Origin of the sequence: Pedobacter sp. Leaf170 (assembly GCF_920984665.1) — a bacterium.
Taxonomy (GTDB): domain Bacteria; phylum Bacteroidota; class Bacteroidia; order Sphingobacteriales; family Sphingobacteriaceae; genus Pedobacter.
The window spans coordinates 292,010-313,130 of record NZ_CAKLBP010000002.1 but is presented as its reverse complement, the minus strand read 5'-3'; the positions used below and the strand labels follow the sequence as shown (position 1 = coordinate 313,130).

Below are 21,121 nucleotides of genomic sequence, written 5' to 3'. Positions count from 1 at the left end.
TTATTTTCTTGGTGCTTCAGAGTTTGTAACTAACAAAAATTTATTCACTTTTTGTTTTTGCAAAACATCGATAACTTTTTTAACTACCGGATATTCTTCTTTCGCATCGCCCTTAATACTTACACGCATTGCTGCGCCATTAAGTTCTTGTGTAGCTTTACGTGCATTTAAAACCCATGAGTTTAGCTGGTTATCTGTAGAATCTGTAGGAATGCCTGGCTGTGCGCCTGGTTTCATACGATCTGCACCAGACATACCGATAAATTGCTTAAGATTTGAAACAGGAACGCCGAATGAACCAACTACAGAAAATCTGTTAATTTCTTCAGGAGTGAAAGTAAGCTTATACTGCTCTCCCATTAATTGCAACGTTCTTGCCCTTACTTTTTGTCCTGCTACCTCAAAGAAAACCTTACCTTGACCGATTGTTAAAATCGCGTTATTTTCAGCGGGCACCTTAAATACATAAGTAGATGAAGGTGTTGATACCGCTAGAGGTTCAGGTTGCTTAGCCGTAGCAGTTAATATGAAGAACGTAAGTAACAGTGCAGCTACGTCGCACATGGCGGTCATATCTGTTACTGTACTGGTTCTTTTAACTTTAATTCTAGGCATAATATTATATACTTTTTAATAATGATGATCTTTTTTCCGGTTTTCCATAAAGCCGGTAAAAATTATTTTCATTTTTTATTTATGCGTAGAAGCATAAGTTTGAACGATGCTGAAACCAGCCTCATCAATAGCATAAGTTAACTTGTCGATTTTCGAAGTTAAAATGTTGTACATGATAATCGCTAAAGTAGAAACCGAGATACCAGTCATTGTATTGATAAGTGCCTCAGAGATACCCACCGCTAATGCAGCCTGATCCGGAGCACCTGAGTTAGCTAAACCTGCGAACGCACGAATCATACCTGTTACCGTACCTAATAGACCGATTAACGTACCGATTGATACTAATGTAGCGATGATGGTTAAGTTTTGCTCTAACATTGGCATTTCTAAAGCAGTAGCTTCTTCAACCTCTTTTTGGATAGCAACGATTGATTGCTCAACATCCATATTAGTATCAGCTTCTACTTCGCTGTATTTTTTCAAACCTGATTTAATTACTGCTGCAACTGAACCTTGTTGTTTGTCGCACTCAGCTTTAGCAGCTTCGATGTTACCTGAATTTAATAAACCTTTTACTTTGATGATAAATGTATCTAAGCTGGTTTTTCCGCTTGCTTTACCAATTACGATTAAACGCTCGATAGAGAAAACGATTGTGGTCAATAATAAACCGATTAATACTGCAACGATTGGTCCACCTTTGTAAGCTGTACCTGGATAGTTATTAGGCAATGGCAGGTTTTCATTGTTATTATCGATAAAGTTTGATGGATCTCCTAATACAAATTTCCAGATAACAAATCCAATAACGATACAAATTGGAATAACTAATGTTGCAAATACATTTGAAGCACTTGAAGAGCTCTCTTTTTTAACAGTTGTTGGTTTTGGTGCGTTTGCCATTTTTTTTGATTTTTTAGTTTTAGTTCTTGTTTTTAATTTTTAGCTGTTTTTTCTTTTCTATTACACACAACGTAGGCTAATCCGATTTTGTTGCGAAAACAAATTTATAAATTGATTTTAAATTACAAATTAATAAATCAATAAACAATTAAATCGTTACTTAAATTTTTAGTTATCGACTAATCCCACGATGGCATATAACAAAAAAATTGCCTCAGCCGGAGGCAATTCTTTCACAATAAAAACTAAAAAAAAATCGAATTGCAAATTTTTTAAGTAAAAAATGCATTTAAAACCACTTTTAACACATTTTTAAGGATTCTTCCTCCTTTTTCTGAACTTTTTGCTGTTCAAATTGTTTGAAATTCCGCTTAAAGGCTTCCGATAGTTCGTAAGCTTTTAAAAAGTATTCTTCCTGATTACTCCAGGTTTTAGATGGGTCTAAAACTTCATCCGGTACATTAGCACAATGTAAAGGCATCATTAATTTAAATACATGGTGTAATTTATAATTATTATGTTCCAAATCACCATTTATTGCAGCTTTTATCATCGCCCTCGTGTAAGCCAATTTCATGCGCTTCCCAACGCCATACGGTCCGCCCGTCCAACCGGTATTAACCAGCCAAACATTAACTTGTTCCTGCTCCATTTTTTTACCCAGCAATGCTGCATATCTTGATGGATGCAGTGGTAGAAAGGCCTTCCCAAAACAGGCAGAAAAAGTTAGTTGCGGTTCTGTAACGCCTGCTTCAGTACCCGCAACTTTTGCCGTATAGCCACTCATAAAATGAAACATGGCTTGTTCTACATTTAATTTTGATATTGGAGGTAAAACGCCAAAAGCATCAGCGGTTAAGAAAAATATGTTTTTTGGTGATGATGCAACAGACGGAATAACCGTATTATCTATAAAGTTTATCGGGTAAGCTACCCTTGTATTTTCTGTTTTATCGATATTTGAATAATCAACTTCATTAGTGCCTTCAAAAAAGTTAATATTCTCTAATAAAGAACCATGTTTTATTGCATTATAAATCTGAGGTTCTTTTTCAGCTGTTAAATCAACACATTTAGCATAGCAACCACCTTCGAAATTAAAAATCGTATCAGCGCCCCAACCATGTTCATCGTCGCCAATTAATGCTCTTTCCGGGTCTGCAGATAAAGTTGTTTTCCCCGTGCCGGATAAACCAAAAAATATCGCCGTATCTCCTTCTGCACCCACATTTGCAGAGCAATGCATAGATAAAGTATTTTTATATACCGGAAGGATGAAATTTAAAACAGAAAAAATTCCTTTTTTTATTTCGCCTGTGTAACCTGTTCCACCAATAATAATCATCTTTTTAGTAAAGTTGATGATGGAAAAGTTTTCTTGTCGGGTACCATCCTGTTCGGGGTTGGCTAAAAAACCAGGGGCAGCAATTATCGTCCACTCTGGTGTTGCACCTAAATCTTCATCCGCAGGGCGGATAAATAAATTGTTTGCAAAAAGATTTTGATAGGCAGTTTCGGTAATTACCCTTATAGATATGCTATAATCGGCACTTGCACAAGCGCTACAATCCCTAACATAAAAAGGTTTTTGATTTAAATAAGCTGTAAGCTTATTAAACAAGCTATCGAACTTTTCGGGCTTGAACTTTATATTGATATCACCCCACCAAACTTCATTTTCGGTAATGCTATCGCAAACTATAAATCTATCCTTTGGAGAACGCCCGGTAAATTTACCGGTATCTACAGCCAGCGCTCCTGATGAGGCGAGGCTTCCTTCTCCGTTATTTAAAGATTCTTGAATCAGTTCAGCCGCTGGCAATTGATATTTTACATCCAAACCGGCTTTCAGATTTAAGTAGCTTAAATCTGGCGTTTGCAATCCTTTTTTGCTCATAACAATAAGTTAGTTAGTGCAACAAAGGTATATAGATAAATCACTAAAAAACTAATATTATTTAGTCTTTTTTTACATATTGTAGCTTATACACTATGATTTAATCAATTGATAAACAATGGATTACTTCGATAAAAAACAACTTATTTTTTATAAAAAAATACACTAAGCCTTTAATTAACCACCAGCTTTTTTAGCTTTGTAACCTTCCTTTTGTAGTATATTCATTACTTTCTCTCTCACATCTCCCTGAATAAGTATTTCGCCGTCTTTTACAGAGCCACCCACACCACATTTATTTTTAAGCATTTTACCTAAAACTTCCAAGTCATCGGCTTTGCCTTTAAAACCAGTAATTAAGGTAACAGCTTTACCTCCTCTGTTTTTTTTATCGAGCATAACCCTTAAATCCTGCTGCTGGTTTGGCGCTGTAACGGTATCATCCAGCTCCTGCTCAAACTCAAAATCAGGATTTGTAGAAAACATAATTCCACCTAAATCGCTTAAACTATTTTTTTTCGATTTCATATTTAAAAACTGAATAATTAAGGAACAATTACCTTTAATGAAAGTGGTTTAACCAAAATCTCTATTTCCTTACCCATTTGCAAAGGTTCTCCGTCTACGTGTACCGGACCGCCGGCTGCCCGGGTAATTTTTATGTTTTTGCCTTTAATAATTTCTATTAAATCAGAAGTTTCGGCTTTGCCGGTATATAGAACATAACTTAATGCAGGCAATTTTAGTATTGGAAATGGTTTAATAATGCAAACATCCAAAAGGCCATCTTTTACCGACGCATTGGGCGAAATATATACATTGTTACCATATTGGGATGAATTTGCAATGCTTACAGCAAAAGCTTTGCGGATGTAATCTACACCATCAATATTTAATTGATAAACATCTGCTTTGTAATTCATCACCTCTTTAAACGCCAATTTCACATAGCCAGCCAAACCACGTTTCTTATCATGAGAAAATGCAGCACTTAAATGTGCATCAAAACCCACACCTGCAATATTAAAAAAACATTTATTGTTGAAACTGGCAGAATCTATGTTTTCTATTTTTAATTCATTTAACAATAAAATTGCATCCTTAAGGTTTTGCGGTATATTTAAAAACCTGGCTAAACCGTTTCCGGAGCCCAAAGGCAGCACACCGAGGATTTTTTGATGTTGCATAACCTTTGCTGCGACTTCGTTAATGGTTCCATCGCCACCCGCCGCCACAATCACTTCAAAATTTTTTGAAATGGCTTCTTCTACAATTTCGGTTGCATGGCCCACAAACTCTGTGAAACGAAAATTGGCATTAAATTTTTCCTTATCCAGGTATTTATCTATTAAGGCAGGTATACGAGATTTAGCCTTACCCCCGGAAATTGGATTAATGACGAATAAAATATTGGTTTTGAGTTGCAATGTGTGATTATGAAGACACAAAAATAATCTATAATTTCCTTAAATAAAGAAATTATACTAATTTTGCAACATAATAAGTGGATTGATTTGCGATGTTCTGATAAAGAACGGGATTGCAACCACTCTAAAAAAAGTGCTAATACCTTCCTAAATTCATATGAACCGGTTTTCGGGGAATTTTAGCACTTTATTAAATTGTTTATTTATCTTAAAATTTTTTAATAAATGTCATATTTATTTACATCAGAATCAGTATCTGAAGGCCATCCAGATAAAATTGCCGACCAAATTTCGGATGCACTAATTGATAACTTTTTAGCTTTCGATGCTGAATCGAAGGTTGCATGCGAAACTCTTGTAACCACTGGTCAGGTTATTTTGGCTGGCGAGGTTAAATCTAAAACCTATTTAGATGTTCAGCAAATTGCCCGTGATGTAATCAAAAAAATCGGCTACACGAAAAGCGAATACATGTTTGAGGCTAACTCTTGCGGCATTTTATCTGCAATTCATGAGCAATCTCAGGATATTAACCAAGGTGTAGACAGGGCAAGTAAAGAAGAGCAAGGAGCAGGCGACCAAGGTATGATGTTTGGTTATGCAACTAACGAAACAGAAAATTACATGCCATTGGCCCTGGATTTATCTCATGCTTTATTGAGAGAATTAGCTGTTTTAAGAAGAGAAAATACTGAAATTACTTATTTGCGTCCTGATGCAAAATCACAGGTAACTTTAGAATATTCTGATGATAACCAGCCGCAAAGAATTGATGCAATTGTAATTTCTACACAGCATGATGATTTTGTAAAGCCAAAAACAGAATCTAAAGCAGATAAAGATGCTGCAAATGAGGAGATGCTTACAAAAATTAAAAGCGATTTAGTGTCGGTTTTGATTCCAAGAGTTAAAGCTAAATATCCGCAATACGCACATTTATTTAATGATAACATCACTTACCACATTAACCCGACCGGCGTTTTTGTTATTGGTGGTCCGCATGGCGATACAGGTTTAACCGGCAGAAAAATTATTGTAGATACTTATGGTGGTAAAGGTGCACACGGTGGTGGCGCATTCTCTGGAAAAGATCCAAGTAAGGTAGATAGAAGTGCTGCTTATGCAACACGTCATATCGCCAAAAATTTAGTTGCAGCTGGTTTGGCTGATGAAATTTTAGTTCAGGTAAGTTATGCTATTGGTGTTGCAAAGCCAACATCTATTAACGTAGTTACTTATGGCACTTCTAAAGTAGATTTAACTGATGGTGAAATCAGCAAAAAAGTTGAATCAATTTTTGACATGCGCCCTTACTTTATCGAGCAACGCTTAAAATTAAGAAACCCGATTTATAGTGAAACAGCAGCTTACGGACACATGGGTAGAAAACCGGAAACTGTAAATAAAACTTTCAGAACTCCAAACGGAGAAGAAAAAACTGTTTCAGTTGAATTATTTACCTGGGAAAAATTAGACTTTGTAGATAAGGTTAAAGCTGCCTTCGGCATTTAATTTAAAATTATCGACATCAAAAAGCCCGAAATTTAATTTTAGGGCTTTTTTTTGTGGCCTTTGTTGGGTGGCTTTATAAATACCTCACCCCCCGCCCTCTCCTTGAAGAGAGGGAGCTATCAAATCGAAATTTTTGACTTCAATACTCATAATCCTCTAGCCGCCAAGAATTTTTGTTCCTTTTCTGCTATATGGTTATCGTCTATTGAATAAGATTTTACATCTCGAATCTTCAATTCGTCAATTACATCTATTAAATCTTTGTAACTACAGGTTTTTGTCGGTTTAATGATGACTATCATAAATTTAGAAGGATTATTTCCATGAAATCTGGCAATATCCTTCTTGGTGGCCGTTATAATTTCTCCAATTTTTGCAACATTTGCTTCCTTTATGCTGGCCTTATCGGTTTCGCCAAGATAATAAGCGGTTGAGCTTTCCTTACCTAATAAAATTGTCATCGTTCTGGAAGCCGGAAAAGGCTCGTTTACTTCAGAAGGGATAGGTTTTGCTACATCAGCGGCTTTTAGTTCTGATAATGATGTAGTAAGCATAAAAAAGGTGGTGAGCAGGAACATCAAATCGACCATTGCCGTTAAATCTAGTCTTGGAGCTGTTTTTCTGTTTCTTCTTCCGGAAGCCTTGCCTCCGCTTGAAATTTCTACTGTTGCCATAAGTTTTGGTTTTTATAGCATGATGAAAATATCATCAAGATTACATAACAGCAGAAAAAATTTGAATCATACTATTACCAGCTTTTAGCATATTGAAGCATAAACCATAGATAAAGCATAGCAAAGGTAGGGATCAAGTATAGATAGAGTACTGCAATAGTACTAAAATGCAAATACAACCAGTTTTAAAATACAACATAAAACAGGCGATTGTTCAATCGCCTGTTTTATGTTAAGTCAAATATTTTATTTAGATGCTTCGATAATTCCACAACCCACTCTTGGACCAGAATTTCCGGTTGGCTGAGTGGTATAATCATCAGTACCACCGTGAACAATTATTCCACGACCGATAATGTTTTTTAAATCGCCATCTTTAATGTTCCATCTATCTGTAGTTACAGAAACCGAACCATGTCCTTTATCATCTAACACAATATTACCAATATCGCCTGAATGGAAAGCTGAAGAACCCCATTTACCATGGTTCTCTTTTGTAGGATTCCAGTGTCCGTGTGTATTTTCGCCCATGTTACCGCAATCACCATGTTCATGGAAATGCACCGCGACATTACTATCTGCCCTACTGGCGAAGTTTATTTCTAAATCCATTTTAATCTGTCCATCGCTAAGCTCATAAAATTTAGCCGTACCAATGGTTTTACTGTTATCTGCAGTTTCATTTAGAGTAGCGCCTGCAATTTGCTTTTCAGATTTAGTACATGCACCAAATAAAGCTGCGCTTGCAATTGCCAAGGTTAGGATATGTTTTCTCATTTCGTATAATTTAAGTCCGATTAAATAACAAGCTGAATATCATTTGGTTTTGAAAAATGATTATAGATAAAACCATTTATGATACAGCTTGTTCTATCATTACTAAAAAATAGAAACTATGGAACAGCCAATTGCAATGAATACTTTGAGTCAAATTCTAGAGAAATTGAGGCTGAAAGGAAAAGATAACGAGCTTAAAATGACCGACCATGGCAAAATGCAAAGTCAGAAAGGTAAAATTTACAGGCCGGAAAATTTAACGATAGTTAAGACTTACCGTTTTGAAGGCGATTCAGACCCGGGAGATAATTCTGTGCTTTATATTACTGAAGATTCTGATAAAGAAATCGGATACATATTAGATGCTTATGGCATTTATTCAGATAATGTTGGATCTAGCTTTGATGATTTTCTTAAAAAGATACCAACGGCAGATAGAGATGAGCAAGAGCTATTTTGCTAATTGAACCAATATTACATCAATTATAATTCTAAACAGGTGCGTTTAATCGCACCTGTTTTTTTATTAGATAAGTGATTGCTTTTTAAAGGCATTTCAATTATTTGGAGAACAATTTTTTCTCTATGTTAACCAGAAACGATGCTTTGTTATCAAAAAAGCGAAGGCTAAAGGCAAATAAGATAAATGCTAACATGGCCACAAGAAAAGTGACCATAATTTTATTATTCGCCTGCACCTGGCGATTCGTTCTTCCTTGATTCATAATTATAAATTAAGAGTTTAAGGAAGACGTTGAAAGCGTAAATCAGCCTTTACTCGATGTGTTAACTCAAATTTCTTTAATTTGTTTTGATAAACATCACTATGTGCAAGAAAGTAGATGAAATGGATTTATAAGTAGACAACCTAATACTTAAACCATCTATAAAATCCGTTAAAAATTTATTATTATTATAATTATTTAGCGTTTCGCTTAATCAAAACTTAAAAACTTTTAACTTCTAAAAAGGTTATTAATTTAAACTAAATCAACCCATTCATTGAAAATTAAAAATATAGCCATATTAGGAGGAGGTCCTAGTGGCCTGTTCATGTTCAAAAGATTAATTGATGCCGAAGACAATACATTCAACATTGATATTTTTGAAAAAACTACACAATTAGGTGCAGGAATGCCTTACAGCGAGTTAGGCGCAAACACCGAACACATCACTAATGTTTCTGGAAATGAAATACCCGAACTGGTTACTTCTGTTGCCGACTGGATAGAATCATTGCCAAAAGAATTGTTAGATAGGTTTGCATTATCACCAGAAAAATACAATGACTACAAAGTAATGCCCCGATTGCTTTTCGGCATGTATTTGCAAAACCAATTTGAGTTATTGCTTAATGCCGCAAAAGATAAAGGCATCGCGGTAAATGTATATTTAAAAACAGAGGTTATAGACATAATTGATATTCCCGACCGCAATCAGGTTGCTGTTAAAACGAATAAACAGACAGTTACAGAATATGATTACATTGTGATTTGCACCGGACATACCTGGCCTAAAAAATTAGAAGGCAAAGTTTCCGGATACTTCGATTCACCTTATCCGCCATCAAAGCTTGCCTTCAAAGCCAATCATCCAATCGCTATAAAGGGTTCATCATTAACGGCAATTGATGCAATAAGAACCCTGGCTAGGCACAATGGAAAATTTAACAAGGATAAAAGTGGAAGAGTTTCATTTGCAAAAAATGAAGATTCACCAGATTTTAAAATGATAATGCATTCCAGAAATGGAATGTTGCCGGCAGTAAGGTTTCATCTGGAAGATCCGCATTTATTAAAAGATGCCGTATTAAGCAAAGAAGAAGTTGAAGCCAACATGCTTTCTAATGGTGGTTTTTTATCTTTAGATTACGTGTTCGATAAAAATTTTAAACAGCTCTTTAAAGATAAGGAACCCGAATTTTACGAAAGGATTAAAGACATCCGTTTAGAGGAATTTGTAGAGATGGCAATGGACTTAAGGGAAAAAACAGATCCATTTTCATTGTTAAGGGGCGAATATGTTGAAGCTCAAAAATCCATAAAAAGGCAAGAATCTATTTATTGGAAAGAATTATTAGCTGTTTTAAGTTTTGCAATGAATTATCCGGCCAAACATTTTTCTGCTGAAGATATGTTACGCTTGAAACGAAACCTGATGCCTTTAATTTCAATCGTAATTGCATTTGTGCCGCAAAGTTCTGTAGAAGAAATGTTAGCCTTACACGAGGCAGACGCGTTAGAGATGATTGCCGTAGATGCGAATAGCCATGTTGAAGCTAATGATGGTGGAGGAATCGAATATCACTATGAAGACGAAAATAAAACCGCTAACAAAACTTATTATAAAACATTTGTAAATTGTGTAGGCCAACCGCATTTGTGGTATTCAGATTTGCCTTACAAAAGTTTAATGTACCAAAAAGTGGTTAGTCCGGCGAAACTTAAATTTAAAAGCGAAGATGCCGCCCTTACCGAAAGAAACAATAACGTTGAGGAGGTTGTTCAATTTGCCGGCGATTACTATTTGAGCGTGCCAGGTTTGAGCATTAATGATAACTTTCAACTGTTAGATAGTTATGGCGCCTTGAATGAAAGGATATACATTATGGCGGTTCCTTACATTGCTGGTTTTAATCCTGATTATTCCGGATTAGATTTTGGTGAAAAGGCATCGTCCATTATAATAGAAAGCCTTGAGAAAAACTAAACTTTAAACCTTTATATTTAGCTGAAGCATTACATAAATTTACAAATGACTGAATTACAAAACCCGAAGCTATTCATGCTTCTATTAGGCTCAAAAGCTCCACAGAGAAACGTAGAACAACATGATTATTTCTTTGGTATTGCCAATAACTTAAAAGAATTGATTCCTAATATAAAAGCTTTTTGGCCAGAAGCCGGCTCAAGCATCCATATTGATGGTTGGCGTGAAGTAAATGCCGTTGATGGTTACGAAGTTAAAGTTGTTCCCCGCAGTGAGAACAATGAAAGTAACCAGCATAAACTTTTTTTCATTAACCTTGGAGGATATCAGGCAAATAAGCTAGAAGAGCAACATTATGCGGTGCTTACTGTTCAAAACGACAGAGCGAAGGCTGTTCAGGATGCCAAAAAAACTATTTTCTTTAAGCAAAACACCATTAAAGGCGCAACCTCTCATATAGATGATAAATATGGTATTGATGTGGACGATATTCATCGCGTTGATGAAATATTAGTAATTGACCAAAAGGAATATTATCAACTGCAAATTACACCTGCCGAAAATCTTCCGGAGGATGAAATCCATTTAGGGTATTTTAAATTGGATAAGTTGTAGAAAGGTCAGGAATAAGAATGAAATTCAAATGTAAAAAATCTGAATTTTATATAAGAGTTCTTAATTTTGCTTTGGCAATAAGTTCTGCAATTAATTTGAATAAGCAATTTTGTCAATGATGTTTTATCATTGATAAAATTGTATCGGCTTCAGGTAATTGCTGCTAGTTTTAAAAATGTTTGTAGGCCTATTCTAATTTTTGCCGGCAAATAACTCTTCAAGCTTTTTTGCTAACATTTCACCCCTTAAATTTTTTGCGACAATGATACCCTTAGAATCCACTAAATAATTAGCTGGTATAGTGACTATCTTCAGTTCTCTTGAAAGCCCGCTTATGTCATTTCCATTAAAAAGATTTATAAATCCCATCATTTTATCCTTTTCGATAGTCTCTATCCATTTAGCTTTGTCTTTTGTGTCATCTATTGAAACAGTGATCACCTTGAATCCCTTTTCACCATATTTTGCAAAAGCATCAATAACATTTGGTGTTTCCTTCCTACAAGGAAGGCACCAGGTAGCCCAGAAATCAACCAAAGTGTAATCTGAATATATTGAGCGGCTTTCTATTATTTGGCTTTTCTCATTTTTAAGAGAAAAATCTGGCATTTTCATTCCAACAAAGTAAGCTGGTTTTGCAATTGATTCTTCGGTTTTTATTTTGTCAATAATATCCATGTAAAGACGCTGACCATAGGTAGAAGCGCGTAAATCTTTTGAAAAATAATTAAAAGCATTCATAGCTTGTTTGCCGCTGATAGCTTGGTCATAAATTATGGGAGGGAAATTCATCAGTGAGACCAATGATGTTGGGTGAGTTTTTATAATGTCAATAAATCCAAACATAGCTTTGGTGAACATTTTAGCCTGCCCATTATTTTTTTTTTCTTCTCGCTCTTCGTCGGATAAAGGAGATTTATCTATTATAACGTAAATACTATCTCTGCTATAACGATAAGAAGCGTAACCATTCGTAAAAAGACTTTGTATGCTGTTAAGTTTATCTGCCTTTATAGTAAATGTTTTTGTGTCCGTGTTGTAACTCAACTCTATTTGGCCAGATGGAAATAATGTACAATTTCCATGCTTTCTGTTTGATAATAGTCGCTTATTAATTATCTCTTGCTCAGTCAAGGAACTATTACTAAACAATACTGAGATTGTTGGCGATTCACCAAATTTCGTATTTCTTTCAACTTCTCCCTGATACTGAAATTTTCGATTAACGACTTCAATTTTTGACAATTGTTTGAAGTTGTTGTCGAAGATATAAGCATAGTTTACTGATTCTTTACCAGTTATGCTACCATTTATTGAAAATAAGGTGGCAAAAGCATTGGTAAAGAAAAATAAACTAAAAAAAACAATAAGGATTGAAGATTTCATTAGAAGAAAACTGATAGTTAAACGCACATGGTCTAATTTACCAATTTTTTGTCCACATCAAAATAAAGTAGGTCTATTTCTTGATTATTGACACACGTTATTTTATTTAAGATTATGATATTGGGCTAATAAAATTGAAATTTCCAGAAAACAAAAAAGCCTCAACTTTTCAAGTTAAGGCTTTTGTTGCGGAATGGACGGGACTCGAACCCGCGACCTCCTGCGTGACAGGCAGGCATTCTAACCAGCTGAACTACCACTCCTTTTTGTTTACTTTTTAAAAGTTTAAACCTCTTTCCCCTTTCGAGGTTGCAAATATAGGCACAAAATCTATACTTACAAATTTTTTTTTAAAATAATTATAACGCCTTAATTCACAGCGCCTTCTTGCATCTTCTCGGCATTCTCTGCAAACTGCAATGCATCAATAACCTCCTGAATGGCACCATCCATAATGGTTGGAAGGTTATAAAGCGTTAAACCGATGCGATGTTCGGTTACTCTACCTTGTGGGTAATTGTATGTTCTAATCTTTGCAGAACGGTCGCCGGTAGATACCATTGTTTTACGTTTTGCTGCAATATCACCATTTTTCTTTTGCAACTCTATATCATAAAGCTTACTGCGGAGCATTTCCATAGCAATAACCCTATTCCCTAACTGCGAACGCTCTTGCTGGCAAACAACCACAATCCCCGAAGGTTTGTGCGTTAACTGTACCTTCGTTTCAACCTTATTTACGTTCTGTCCACCGGCACCACCAGAGCGTGAAGTTTGAAGCTCAATATCGGCCGGGTTAATGTACAAATCAATCTCCTCTGCCTCTGGCAAAACCGCAACCGAAGCTGCAGAAGTATGAACCCTACCCTGAGTTTCGGTATCGGGCACACGTTGCACGCGATGTACGCCACTTTCGTACTTCAGTTGACCATAAACATCATCACCGCTAACTTTAAGGATAACCTCTTTATATCCGCCAGCAGTTCCTTCTGTTACATCAACTGTTTCAACTTTCCAACCTTTGGTTTCAAAAAAGCGGGTGTACATCCGGTATAAATCTCCTGCAAAAAGTGCAGCTTCATCGCCACCCGTACCACCTCTAATCTCAAAAACAGCATTTTTCGCATCTTCAGGGTCTTTCGGTATCAGCATTAAACGAATGTTGCTTTCCATGGCTTCCTGCTGTTCTAGCAACATATCAAGCTCCTCTTTAGCCATTTCACGCATTTCAGCATCTTTTTCAGTTGCCAAAATTTCCTTATTCGCATCGATATTGCTCATTACATTTTTGTAGATTTTGTACTCATCTACAATTTTGCCCAAATCTTTATATTCTTTATTTAAAGCCGCAAAACGTTTCATATCCTGAATCACATCCGGATTACTCAATTGCTCTTCTACATCTTCCCAACGCAGCTTTATTGCCTCTAATTTATCTAACATATTATTCTTCAATTTATAAAGAAATGCAAAAATAAGTAAAAAAAGCCGAATGGGCTAAGCAGATAGTACAAAGGATTTTTTAAAATAATTTGCAAAGGATTGGAAGATACTTTTGGCAGCCGAAAGTCCTGCTATTGCCAATAGTCCTCATTTCGTTCCTCACTCCGGGCTATTTGGCGCTATCAGGTTTATGAACTATGGTTTGTGCTCCCAAAACCCACAACCATAAACAATAGCCCCGATTTAGCGGAAATACTTTTTGATGCAATACCACAAAAAAATGCTACAGGATTGCTGCATGTAATTAATAACAAATATTGCCAAACAGATGTTGAAAAAGATTGTAGCGAGAGCGGGACTACTTTAACCGAAGCACTACAGATTTTGCGCTTCAAAAAAATAGTCGATTAATTTTCTTTGAAATATTTAAGTTCTAAATTAACACCATCAAAAACGCCGTATGAATTATAATTTATCCACTCACCAATGTTTACATAGCGGCTACCATTTCCCAGGTTTATATCCATTGGCAAGTGCCTGTGGCCATATATAAAATAATCGAAGTGTTCCTTTTTTAATATTTCGCGAGAGTAAACCGCTAGCCATTCGTAATTTTCACCAAAAAAAACTGCATCGGCACCAGCTCTTTTTTTACTCTTTCCGCTCCAGGCAGCTGCTATTCCAATGCCTAAATTTGGGTGCAAGCGGGCAAAAAGCCATTGGCAAAGCGGACTCCTAAAAATTTTACGCAAGAACTTGTACTTTCTATCGCCAAGCCCTAAGCCATCACCATGGTGGAGGTAAAATTTCTTATCATTTTTTTCAATAATAAGTTCATCGCTAATAATTTCCATCCCAATTTCTTCGGTAAAATAATTCCGAACCCACATGTCGTGGTTGCCTTTAAAGAAATATATTTTTATCCCGGCATCCGCCATTGCGGCCAATTTCCCTTGAAACCTAACAAAGCCTTTCGGAATAACTTTTTCGTACTCAAACCAGAAATCGAAAATATCGCCCATTAAATATAATTCGCTGCAAGTTGGTTCAATAAAATTTAACCAGGCTACAATACGGTCTTCGCGTTTGCGGCTTTCGGCATAATTTGGAGAGCCTAAATGGAAATCTGAAGCGAAATAAATATTTTTTGTCATGAGCAAGCCAAAGGTAAGGGAAAAAGCGGAAAGCGAAAGGGTGAAAGCTTTAGGCAGATGGTAAATAAACGCATGTTCAGAAAGCATCTAAATATTTTGGAATAAAACACTACAAATTCCATAGAATAATTATAATTGGTTTCAAAGATTAAAATAAGGTTAAGTTTTGCTTTATATTAGCATAAAACATATAAAATACTGAATACGTTTAGCTTAGCAAATTATCTGGAATATTTCTAAATAAGGAAAAAGATTGTTGTTTATTTTGTAACTTTGCGTTAAATTTTTTTCGAATGATCTCTACTGATATAGCCGTAATTGGCGCTGGTCCGGTTGGTTTATTTGCCATTTTCGAAGCCGGTTTATTAAAAATGCGTTGTCATTTAATTGATTACCTTCCTCAGGTTGGCGGTCAGTTATCTGAAATTTATCCTAAGAAACCAATTTATGATATTCCGGGTTATCCATCGGTATTGGCGCAAGAACTTATAGATAATTTGATGGAGCAGGCAAAACCTTTCCATCCAACTTTTACCTTGGGCGAGCGTATTGAAGGTTTAGAAAAACGCGGCGAAGCTGATTTCGTTTTAACCACCAATATGGGAACCATTATCGAAGCTAAAGTTGTGGTTATTGCTGGTGGTTTAGGTTGTTTTGAGCCACGTAAACCTGCGGTAGAGAACTTAGTAAATTTTGAAAACGGTAAAGGCGTTAATTACATGATCCTTGACCCGGAGAAATATCGTGATCAAAGAATGGTTATTGCGGGCGGTGGCGATTCGGCATTAGACTGGACTATTTATTTAGCTGAAGTTTGTTCTGAACTGACATTGGTACATAGAAGTGAAAGCTTCCGTGGTGCACCAGATTCGGTCGCTAAGGTTATGGCATTGGCCGAAAGTGGAAAAATCAACTTGATTTTAAACAGCAACTTACAAGCCGTACATGGAACTGATAAACTGGAGCAGGTAGAAATTGTACAAAACCGTACAATGGAAAAAACGATAGTTGATGCTGATCATTTAATTCCTTTGTTTGGTTTAAGCCCTAAATTAGGTCCAATTGAAGAATGGAACTTAAATATTAGCAAAAGCGCTATTGAAGTGAATGTTGATGATTATTCGACAAATATTCCGGGTATTTACGCTATTGGCGATATCAATACTTATACAAACAAGTTAAAACTGATACTTTGTGGTTTCCACGAAGCTGCTTTAATGAGTCATAGCGCATACTCATACATGAATCCAGGTATTAAGTACACGATGAAATATACTACTGTAAACGGAGTTTCTGAATTTTAAGCATTTATTTATATTTGCCCATATAAGTAAGCAGCCAAGAAATGGAAAACAACATTACAATATACATGCAAGAACCGGATGGTTCTGTTACACCTCACGAAGCACCAACAGATATGGGGCTAAGTTTGATGGAGTTTTTAAAAGCATCTGAATACGATATTTTAGCCACTTGCGGCGGAATGGCATTATGTGCAACTTGTTGTGTAGATGTTTTGGAAGGTGAAGAAAAGCTTAATGAAATCTCGGATGATGAATATGCAATGTTAGATACCTTGCCAGATTTATTGCCAAACTCTCGTTTAGCTTGCCAACTACAGTTAAATAACAACATGGATGGATTAAAAGTTAAACTTCACGGTGTGAGTTAATTTAATCTTTTGATAAAACAATAAAGGCGATGCTGATGCATCGCCTTTATTGTTTTATCCATAACGTCATTGCGAGGCACGAAGCAATCTCACTTAATGGATAAGATTGCTTCGTGCCTTGCAATGACGGCTAATTGAGAAATTAATTAATCTCTACCCTTTTTGTATCAACATTCCAGCCGTAAACTTCTACAGCATTTTTTTCATCCCCCGAAAATTCTACGGTAAGCGTTTTAGTTTCTCCTGGCAAAATACTCACATAATTATCAGAATAAAAAGCTGGCAAGATTCTCTTACCTGTGGTGCTGCTAATTACAGCCACACGATTAAAAAACGCAACCGGATTGCCCTTATCATTACTTAAAGATACTTCTACCTTTCCTTTTGATTTTTGAGTTGCAGTAACACTTAAAGGAGTAGTTTTTATTTTCTGCAAACCAGTATATTCGCCATTTTTACCCGGCAACGAATAAAGATTTTCGCTTAAAACTTGTTTATCAAGGTTTAAAATTTGGAGCGAAACAAACACGCCTTCTTTTTTATCAAGCTTTTCTAAAAAAGAATTTAAAGGGAAGAATTTTCTTACAGACGATGCACCGATAGAGTTAAAAACCTGCGAATAAAAATATTCCTTACCTTCCATATCATAAGCGCTTGCCTTAATCATCAGGTTATCGAGGTTTTTAAATCCATTATTTACCACCGTAACCATGCTATCAATAGGATTCATCATGATATGTAGTGGTTCGCTGCCTTTACGCAAACCATACAAACAAGCATTTGGATCGAGGTAATAATCATACATCTGTCCACGAAGCGCTGTCCATGGGTTTTGCGTTTTCCAGATAATTGAACCGGTGTACCAATCCCACATTTTATTTGAAAAGCCTTCCATTAAGGCACGATACTGATCATAATTAACCAATTGTGCTTTCATGGCAAAATCTTTGGCATCTTTTGCTTTTCCGTAAGGATTTATGTGTTCATCATAACCAATGTATTTATGGTAATCCCAAACAGAATCGGGTTTACTTTTAAATTGCGGTGCTACCATGTTTTCCTTCGGGATAAATCTTTCTAAAGAAACATAATCACCAACTCCAACCGAACCAACTTCAGAGTTATATGGAAAGGTTTGATTGGCCCAAAAACTCTTTGCATCCTGTATGCCATAGGGCCCATCGCCATTGCCACCCAAAGCGTTATAAGACATTTCATCGCTATTAGAAAAATCAAACAGAATTCTTGTTCCATCTAAACGAGGTAAAATATCATTCTTAAGCGGTTGTAAAATATCTTCCGGAGGGGTGATTTCATTTCCACCGCACCAAAAAGCCAATGATGCATGATTTCTTACCATCTTAATTTGATCTTCCATTGCGGTAAGCACCAAATTATGATTATCAGGATATTTCCTTCTGGTCCATTGGTCTTCTTTTTTCATTGGATCTACCCAACGACCATTACAATCGCCGCTAAACCAGAAATCCTGAAATACCAATAATCCATATTTATCGCAGGCATTGTAAAACTCTGGTCGTTCGATTAAAGCGCCACCCCAAATACGGATGAGATTCAGGTTCATATCTTTATGGTAACGCACTTCAGCATCATATCTGGCATCACTGAACCGCAGCATCGCATCAGAAATTATCCAATTACCACCTTTGATAAAAATCTTTTGCCCGTTAACATAGGCACCCATGCTTTTGGTGTGTTCGTTCCAGATATTATCAATTTGGCGAATCCCAACATTAAGGTTTTCCTGATCTAAAACTTGTCCGGCGGCTAAAAATTTAACCTGCATATTGTACAGGTTTTGTGCGCCATAACCATTCGGCCACCAAAGTTTAGGATTCTCAAAACTTAAGTCTGGTAATATAATTTCACTATGCTTATTTGCGGCAATAATAATTTGTTTAGAAACTGTTTTCCCACCGATAACATATTGCAAAATACCGCTTACAGGCTTTTCTGTCGGATTCTCTATTTCTACCGTAACTTTAATTGTAGCTGGCTGTTGTTTGCCTTCGGGCAGTCTTTTACCAGGCACAATGGTAACCACGTGAGGATTTGATATGTTAATGGCTTTGGTTTTCTCTATAGTAACTTTATCCCAAATACCTGTGTTGCGATCGCGAATAGGCTGAATCCAATCCCAACCGGCGGTATATTGTGTGGTTAAACCTTTGGCAATTGTGCCATCGCCACCCTGGCCGCCATTTGCATTTCCGGGATTATCTGGAGGATAAACAATTACGGCCAACCTGTTTTTACCATTTGCAGCCAATAATTTTGTAATGTTAAATCGCTGACGAAGGTGCATACCTTCATAAACTTTTTGATTTACTTTTTTGCCGTTCAGAAAAATTTCTGCCCTGTAATTTATGCCTCTAAACTGAAGCCAGACTTGCTCATTGCCGATGGCTTTTTCACTAAAATCTTTAACAAACCAATAAGTATAGTGGTCATTACCGGTTTTATAGATGTCGGCAATTTTTTCGTTATTCATTCCATAAAATGGATCAGGAACTTTATTGTTGTTAAGCAATGTGGTTAATACCGTACCTGGAACGGTTGCCGGCATCCAACCAGATGTTGCAAAGTTTTCTTTAGAAATTTCTATTCCAGAAGATTTGATTTCTTTAATATTAGCACAAAACCAACCCGAGTTTAATTCATAGCGTTGTTGAGATTTTGAAGTGAAAGCAACTAAAATTAAAAGGTAGGTTAAAATTTTCTTCATGTAAGTATTTTTTATTGATGATTATTTTTTTTTGCGAGGGGTTTGTTTAAGCTATGAAATACAAACCCTTAATAATAAACCTGATAGAACGAAAATACTTTTTGTTAAGGCCTGGAGCGGGTAGGCAACAAAAAGATTGCAGTGATAGCAGGACTGATGGCTGCCAAATGCTTTATCCGAAAATTTTCTAAATAAAAGGAATTAAAATTTTAATTATTTAATGTTTCACTGTGCGAAATATTTATTTAGAAACTTCTAAAACAACAACATTATCGATTTCATTATTAGAGAAACCGGTGGTAATTTCTACTATATCTTTTTTACTTGTAAACTTTACGGATGATTTATCTTTTAACGAATAGGCTTTTTTTATCTTTTTGAAAGGAAATTGATTTAGCGTAACTGCTGTGTTTTTATTATCGAGAATATGAACAAAAATTTTATCGTCAGTTTGCGTAACGCTGCCCCATGACTGAGGTTTTATAAAGCCAGCCTTTGTACCATAAATGCTTTCGCCATAAATTTTTAGCCATTCGCCCATTGATTTTAACCTGCATTGAAATTCTGGCTGAACTTTTCCGCTTGGCATTGGACCAATGTTTAACAATAAATTTGCGCCTAAACTTGATGCCTTTACCAGCATATTTACCAATTGCTTTTTAGTTTTATAGCTGGTATCGCTAAGGTTATAGCCCCAGGAGTTGGAAATGGTTTCGCAGGTTTCTAATGGTAATTTATCTGATGCTTTTTGGAAACTTAAACCTGAACTATTTTCTCCCGGCAAATCTCGCTCAAACATTTGAAAATCTTCTCCAGGAAATGGTGTTAAGTGATGATTGTTTCCTATCATGCACTGCGGCTGAAGCTTATGGATTAAGCTATAAATTTCATCGTATTTCCAATCTAATCTTGATGAACGGTCTGCAGATCCTTCAGGTTGTGTTTGGTCCCAATGCCCATCAAACCAGATTCCGCCAATTTCACCGTAATTTGTTAAAAGCTCTGTTAACTGATTTTTCATAAAAGTTAGGTAGCTTGGGTAATCGCTTTTGGCTTTCCGCCCCGAATGCTGACCGGTTCTGCCTGTTTCATAAGGATAGTCATCCCGGCGCCAATCGAGCAATGAATAATATAGATATAACTTGATGCCTTGTTTATGGCATTCATCGGCAAACATTTTAACAATATCTTTTTTGTAGGGTGTGTTCATGATGTTAAAATCTGAATACTTTGTATCCCACATGCTAAAGCCATCATGATGCCTGGTGATTAAAGTTATGTATTTCATCCCCGCATTTTTGGCCATGCTTACATAAGTCGCCGCATCGAAATCAATCGGGTTAAAAAAGTCTTTTAAATTAGAGTAATTGTGTACGTTTAGTTTCCTGTCGTTCATTACCCATTCACCGCTACCCGGAATGCTGAATGGCCCCCAATGGATGAACAAACCGAATTTAGCATCGGCAAACCAAGCCCTTTGCTTTAAATTTGCTTGCGATGGAACGTATTCTTGTGCGGATAAATAAAAGCCGCAAAGCATAATCATTACCGACAAAAAAAGTTTTTTCATTGGGGATACTTTAGTTTA

Annotated in this window: 19 protein-coding genes and 1 tRNA gene; 6 read left to right on the top strand and 14 right to left on the bottom strand. The window is 36.1% G+C overall.

All coding sequences use genetic code 11. The features are described from left to right. The 5 genes from LUA90_RS06360 to LUA90_RS06340 all read right to left on the bottom strand — a co-directional run bounded on the left by LUA90_RS06360 (position 1) and on the right by LUA90_RS06340 (position 4,845). The gene (locus LUA90_RS06360) at positions 1 to 615 is read right to left on the bottom strand and encodes a biopolymer transporter ExbD (RefSeq protein WP_231458744.1); all 615 of its coding nucleotides are present in this window, start codon (positions 613 to 615) and stop codon (positions 1 to 3) included. 75 nt (positions 616 to 690) lie between these two features. After that, entirely contained in the window at positions 691 to 1,521 is an 831-nt protein-coding gene (locus LUA90_RS06355) for a MotA/TolQ/ExbB proton channel family protein (protein ID WP_231458743.1), read from the bottom strand. 301 nt (positions 1,522 to 1,822) lie between these two features. Continuing rightward, complete coding sequence (gene pckA / locus LUA90_RS06350; protein WP_231490632.1) at positions 1,823 to 3,418, bottom strand: phosphoenolpyruvate carboxykinase (ATP); 1,596 nt, start codon at positions 3,416 to 3,418, stop codon at positions 1,823 to 1,825. A 177-nt stretch (positions 3,419 to 3,595) separates the two neighbouring features. Beyond that, the gene (locus LUA90_RS06345) at positions 3,596 to 3,946 is read right to left on the bottom strand and encodes a translation initiation factor (protein WP_231458741.1); all 351 of its coding nucleotides are present in this window, start codon (positions 3,944 to 3,946) and stop codon (positions 3,596 to 3,598) included. A 17-nt stretch (positions 3,947 to 3,963) separates the two neighbouring features. Then, on the bottom strand, positions 3,964 to 4,845 hold the full coding sequence (locus tag LUA90_RS06340; protein ID WP_231458740.1) for a diacylglycerol kinase family protein: 882 nt from the start codon (positions 4,843 to 4,845) through the stop codon (positions 3,964 to 3,966). A gap of 225 nt (positions 4,846 to 5,070) precedes the next feature. Here LUA90_RS06340 and metK point away from each other — a divergent pair, with 225 nt between their 5' ends. Then, a complete protein-coding gene (gene metK, locus LUA90_RS06335; RefSeq protein WP_231458739.1) occupies positions 5,071 to 6,357 on the top strand; it encodes a methionine adenosyltransferase in 1,287 nt (428 codons plus the stop codon). Positions 6,358 to 6,503: 146 nt separating this feature from the next. Here the strand turns inward: metK and LUA90_RS06330 are convergent, their stop codons facing one another. Further along, positions 6,504 to 7,031, bottom strand: a complete 528-nt coding sequence (locus LUA90_RS06330) for a biopolymer transporter ExbD (protein ID WP_231490631.1) — start codon at positions 7,029 to 7,031, stop codon at positions 6,504 to 6,506. 246 nt (positions 7,032 to 7,277) lie between these two features. After that, positions 7,278 to 7,808 carry a superoxide dismutase family protein gene (locus tag LUA90_RS06325; protein ID WP_231458737.1) on the bottom strand — a complete coding sequence of 177 codons (531 nt, stop codon included), beginning with the start codon at positions 7,806 to 7,808 and terminating at the stop codon, positions 7,278 to 7,280. 118 nt (positions 7,809 to 7,926) lie between these two features. Between LUA90_RS06325 and LUA90_RS06320 the strand changes: the two genes are divergently transcribed. Then, positions 7,927 to 8,271 carry a hypothetical protein gene (locus tag LUA90_RS06320; RefSeq protein WP_231458736.1) on the top strand — a complete coding sequence of 115 codons (345 nt, stop codon included), beginning with the start codon at positions 7,927 to 7,929 and terminating at the stop codon, positions 8,269 to 8,271. 97 nt (positions 8,272 to 8,368) lie between these two features. Here the strand turns inward: LUA90_RS06320 and LUA90_RS06315 are convergent, their stop codons facing one another. Next, positions 8,369 to 8,533, bottom strand: coding sequence for a hypothetical protein (locus LUA90_RS06315; protein WP_231490630.1), 165 nt, complete (start codon positions 8,531 to 8,533; stop codon positions 8,369 to 8,371). A gap of 277 nt (positions 8,534 to 8,810) precedes the next feature. Between LUA90_RS06315 and LUA90_RS06310 the strand changes: the two genes are divergently transcribed. Both LUA90_RS06310 and LUA90_RS06305 read left to right on the top strand, forming a co-directional pair. Continuing rightward, positions 8,811 to 10,517, top strand: a complete 1,707-nt coding sequence (locus LUA90_RS06310; protein WP_255717603.1) for an FAD/NAD(P)-binding protein — start codon at positions 8,811 to 8,813, stop codon at positions 10,515 to 10,517. Positions 10,518 to 10,562: 45 nt separating this feature from the next. Beyond that, positions 10,563 to 11,132 carry a DUF1543 domain-containing protein gene (locus LUA90_RS06305; protein WP_231490628.1) on the top strand — a complete coding sequence of 190 codons (570 nt, stop codon included), beginning with the start codon at positions 10,563 to 10,565 and terminating at the stop codon, positions 11,130 to 11,132. 192 nt (positions 11,133 to 11,324) lie between these two features. Here the strand turns inward: LUA90_RS06305 and LUA90_RS06300 are convergent, their stop codons facing one another. The 4 genes from LUA90_RS06300 to LUA90_RS06285 all read right to left on the bottom strand — a co-directional run bounded on the left by LUA90_RS06300 (position 11,325) and on the right by LUA90_RS06285 (position 15,115). After that, positions 11,325 to 12,518 (bottom strand): TlpA disulfide reductase family protein, encoded by a 1,194-nt coding sequence (locus LUA90_RS06300; RefSeq protein WP_231490627.1) that lies wholly within the window; start codon positions 12,516 to 12,518, stop codon positions 11,325 to 11,327. 189 nt (positions 12,519 to 12,707) lie between these two features. Then, positions 12,708 to 12,781, bottom strand: a tRNA-Asp gene (locus tag LUA90_RS06295). A gap of 106 nt (positions 12,782 to 12,887) precedes the next feature. Then, positions 12,888 to 13,961, bottom strand: coding sequence for a peptide chain release factor 1 (prfA, locus tag LUA90_RS06290; protein ID WP_231458731.1), 1,074 nt, complete (start codon positions 13,959 to 13,961; stop codon positions 12,888 to 12,890). A 407-nt stretch (positions 13,962 to 14,368) separates the two neighbouring features. Then, positions 14,369 to 15,115 (bottom strand): UDP-2,3-diacylglucosamine diphosphatase, encoded by a 747-nt coding sequence (locus tag LUA90_RS06285; protein ID WP_231490626.1) that lies wholly within the window; start codon positions 15,113 to 15,115, stop codon positions 14,369 to 14,371. A 293-nt stretch (positions 15,116 to 15,408) separates the two neighbouring features. Between LUA90_RS06285 and LUA90_RS06280 the strand changes: the two genes are divergently transcribed. Together LUA90_RS06280 and LUA90_RS06275 are read left to right on the top strand one after the other, a co-directional pair. Then, positions 15,409 to 16,419, top strand: a complete 1,011-nt coding sequence (locus LUA90_RS06280) for an NAD(P)/FAD-dependent oxidoreductase (protein ID WP_231490625.1) — start codon at positions 15,409 to 15,411, stop codon at positions 16,417 to 16,419. 41 nt (positions 16,420 to 16,460) lie between these two features. After that, a complete protein-coding gene (locus LUA90_RS06275) occupies positions 16,461 to 16,787 on the top strand; it encodes a 2Fe-2S iron-sulfur cluster-binding protein (protein ID WP_231458728.1) in 327 nt (108 codons plus the stop codon). 142 nt (positions 16,788 to 16,929) lie between these two features. Here LUA90_RS06275 and LUA90_RS06270 read toward each other — a convergent pair whose 3' ends face one another. Together LUA90_RS06270 and LUA90_RS06265 are read right to left on the bottom strand one after the other, a co-directional pair. After that, a complete protein-coding gene (locus LUA90_RS06270) occupies positions 16,930 to 19,533 on the bottom strand; it encodes a glycoside hydrolase family 2 TIM barrel-domain containing protein (protein WP_231490624.1) in 2,604 nt (867 codons plus the stop codon). Positions 19,534 to 19,774: 241 nt separating this feature from the next. After that, a complete protein-coding gene (locus LUA90_RS06265) occupies positions 19,775 to 21,103 on the bottom strand; it encodes an alpha-L-fucosidase (protein WP_231490623.1) in 1,329 nt (442 codons plus the stop codon). Between the last annotated feature and the right edge of the window lie 18 nt (positions 21,104 to 21,121).

Coding starts and splice junctions, on each gene's coding strand:
- metK (WP_231458739.1), top strand. CDS start 5,071: ATGTCATATTTATTTACATCAGAATCAGTATCTGAAGGCCATCCAGAT.
- LUA90_RS06300 (WP_231490627.1), bottom strand. CDS start 12,518: ATGAAATCTTCAATCCTTATTGTTTTTTTTAGTTTATTTTTCTTTACC.
- LUA90_RS06325 (WP_231458737.1), bottom strand. CDS start 7,808: ATGAGAAAACATATCCTAACCTTGGCAATTGCAAGCGCAGCTTTATTT.
- LUA90_RS06275 (WP_231458728.1), top strand. CDS start 16,461: ATGGAAAACAACATTACAATATACATGCAAGAACCGGATGGTTCTGTT.
- LUA90_RS06285 (WP_231490626.1), bottom strand. CDS start 15,115: ATGACAAAAAATATTTATTTCGCTTCAGATTTCCATTTAGGCTCTCCA.
- pckA (WP_231490632.1), bottom strand. CDS start 3,418: ATGAGCAAAAAAGGATTGCAAACGCCAGATTTAAGCTACTTAAATCTG.
- LUA90_RS06360 (WP_231458744.1), bottom strand. CDS start 615: ATGCCTAGAATTAAAGTTAAAAGAACCAGTACAGTAACAGATATGACC.
- LUA90_RS06315 (WP_231490630.1), bottom strand. CDS start 8,533: ATGAATCAAGGAAGAACGAATCGCCAGGTGCAGGCGAATAATAAAATT.
- LUA90_RS06320 (WP_231458736.1), top strand. CDS start 7,927: ATGGAACAGCCAATTGCAATGAATACTTTGAGTCAAATTCTAGAGAAA.
- LUA90_RS06280 (WP_231490625.1), top strand. CDS start 15,409: ATGATCTCTACTGATATAGCCGTAATTGGCGCTGGTCCGGTTGGTTTA.
- LUA90_RS06265 (WP_231490623.1), bottom strand. CDS start 21,103: ATGAAAAAACTTTTTTTGTCGGTAATGATTATGCTTTGCGGCTTTTAT.
- LUA90_RS06330 (WP_231490631.1), bottom strand. CDS start 7,031: ATGGCAACAGTAGAAATTTCAAGCGGAGGCAAGGCTTCCGGAAGAAGA.
- LUA90_RS06305 (WP_231490628.1), top strand. CDS start 10,563: ATGACTGAATTACAAAACCCGAAGCTATTCATGCTTCTATTAGGCTCA.
- LUA90_RS06345 (WP_231458741.1), bottom strand. CDS start 3,946: ATGAAATCGAAAAAAAATAGTTTAAGCGATTTAGGTGGAATTATGTTT.
- LUA90_RS06355 (WP_231458743.1), bottom strand. CDS start 1,521: ATGGCAAACGCACCAAAACCAACAACTGTTAAAAAAGAGAGCTCTTCA.
- prfA (WP_231458731.1), bottom strand. CDS start 13,961: ATGTTAGATAAATTAGAGGCAATAAAGCTGCGTTGGGAAGATGTAGAA.
- LUA90_RS06270 (WP_231490624.1), bottom strand. CDS start 19,533: ATGAAGAAAATTTTAACCTACCTTTTAATTTTAGTTGCTTTCACTTCA.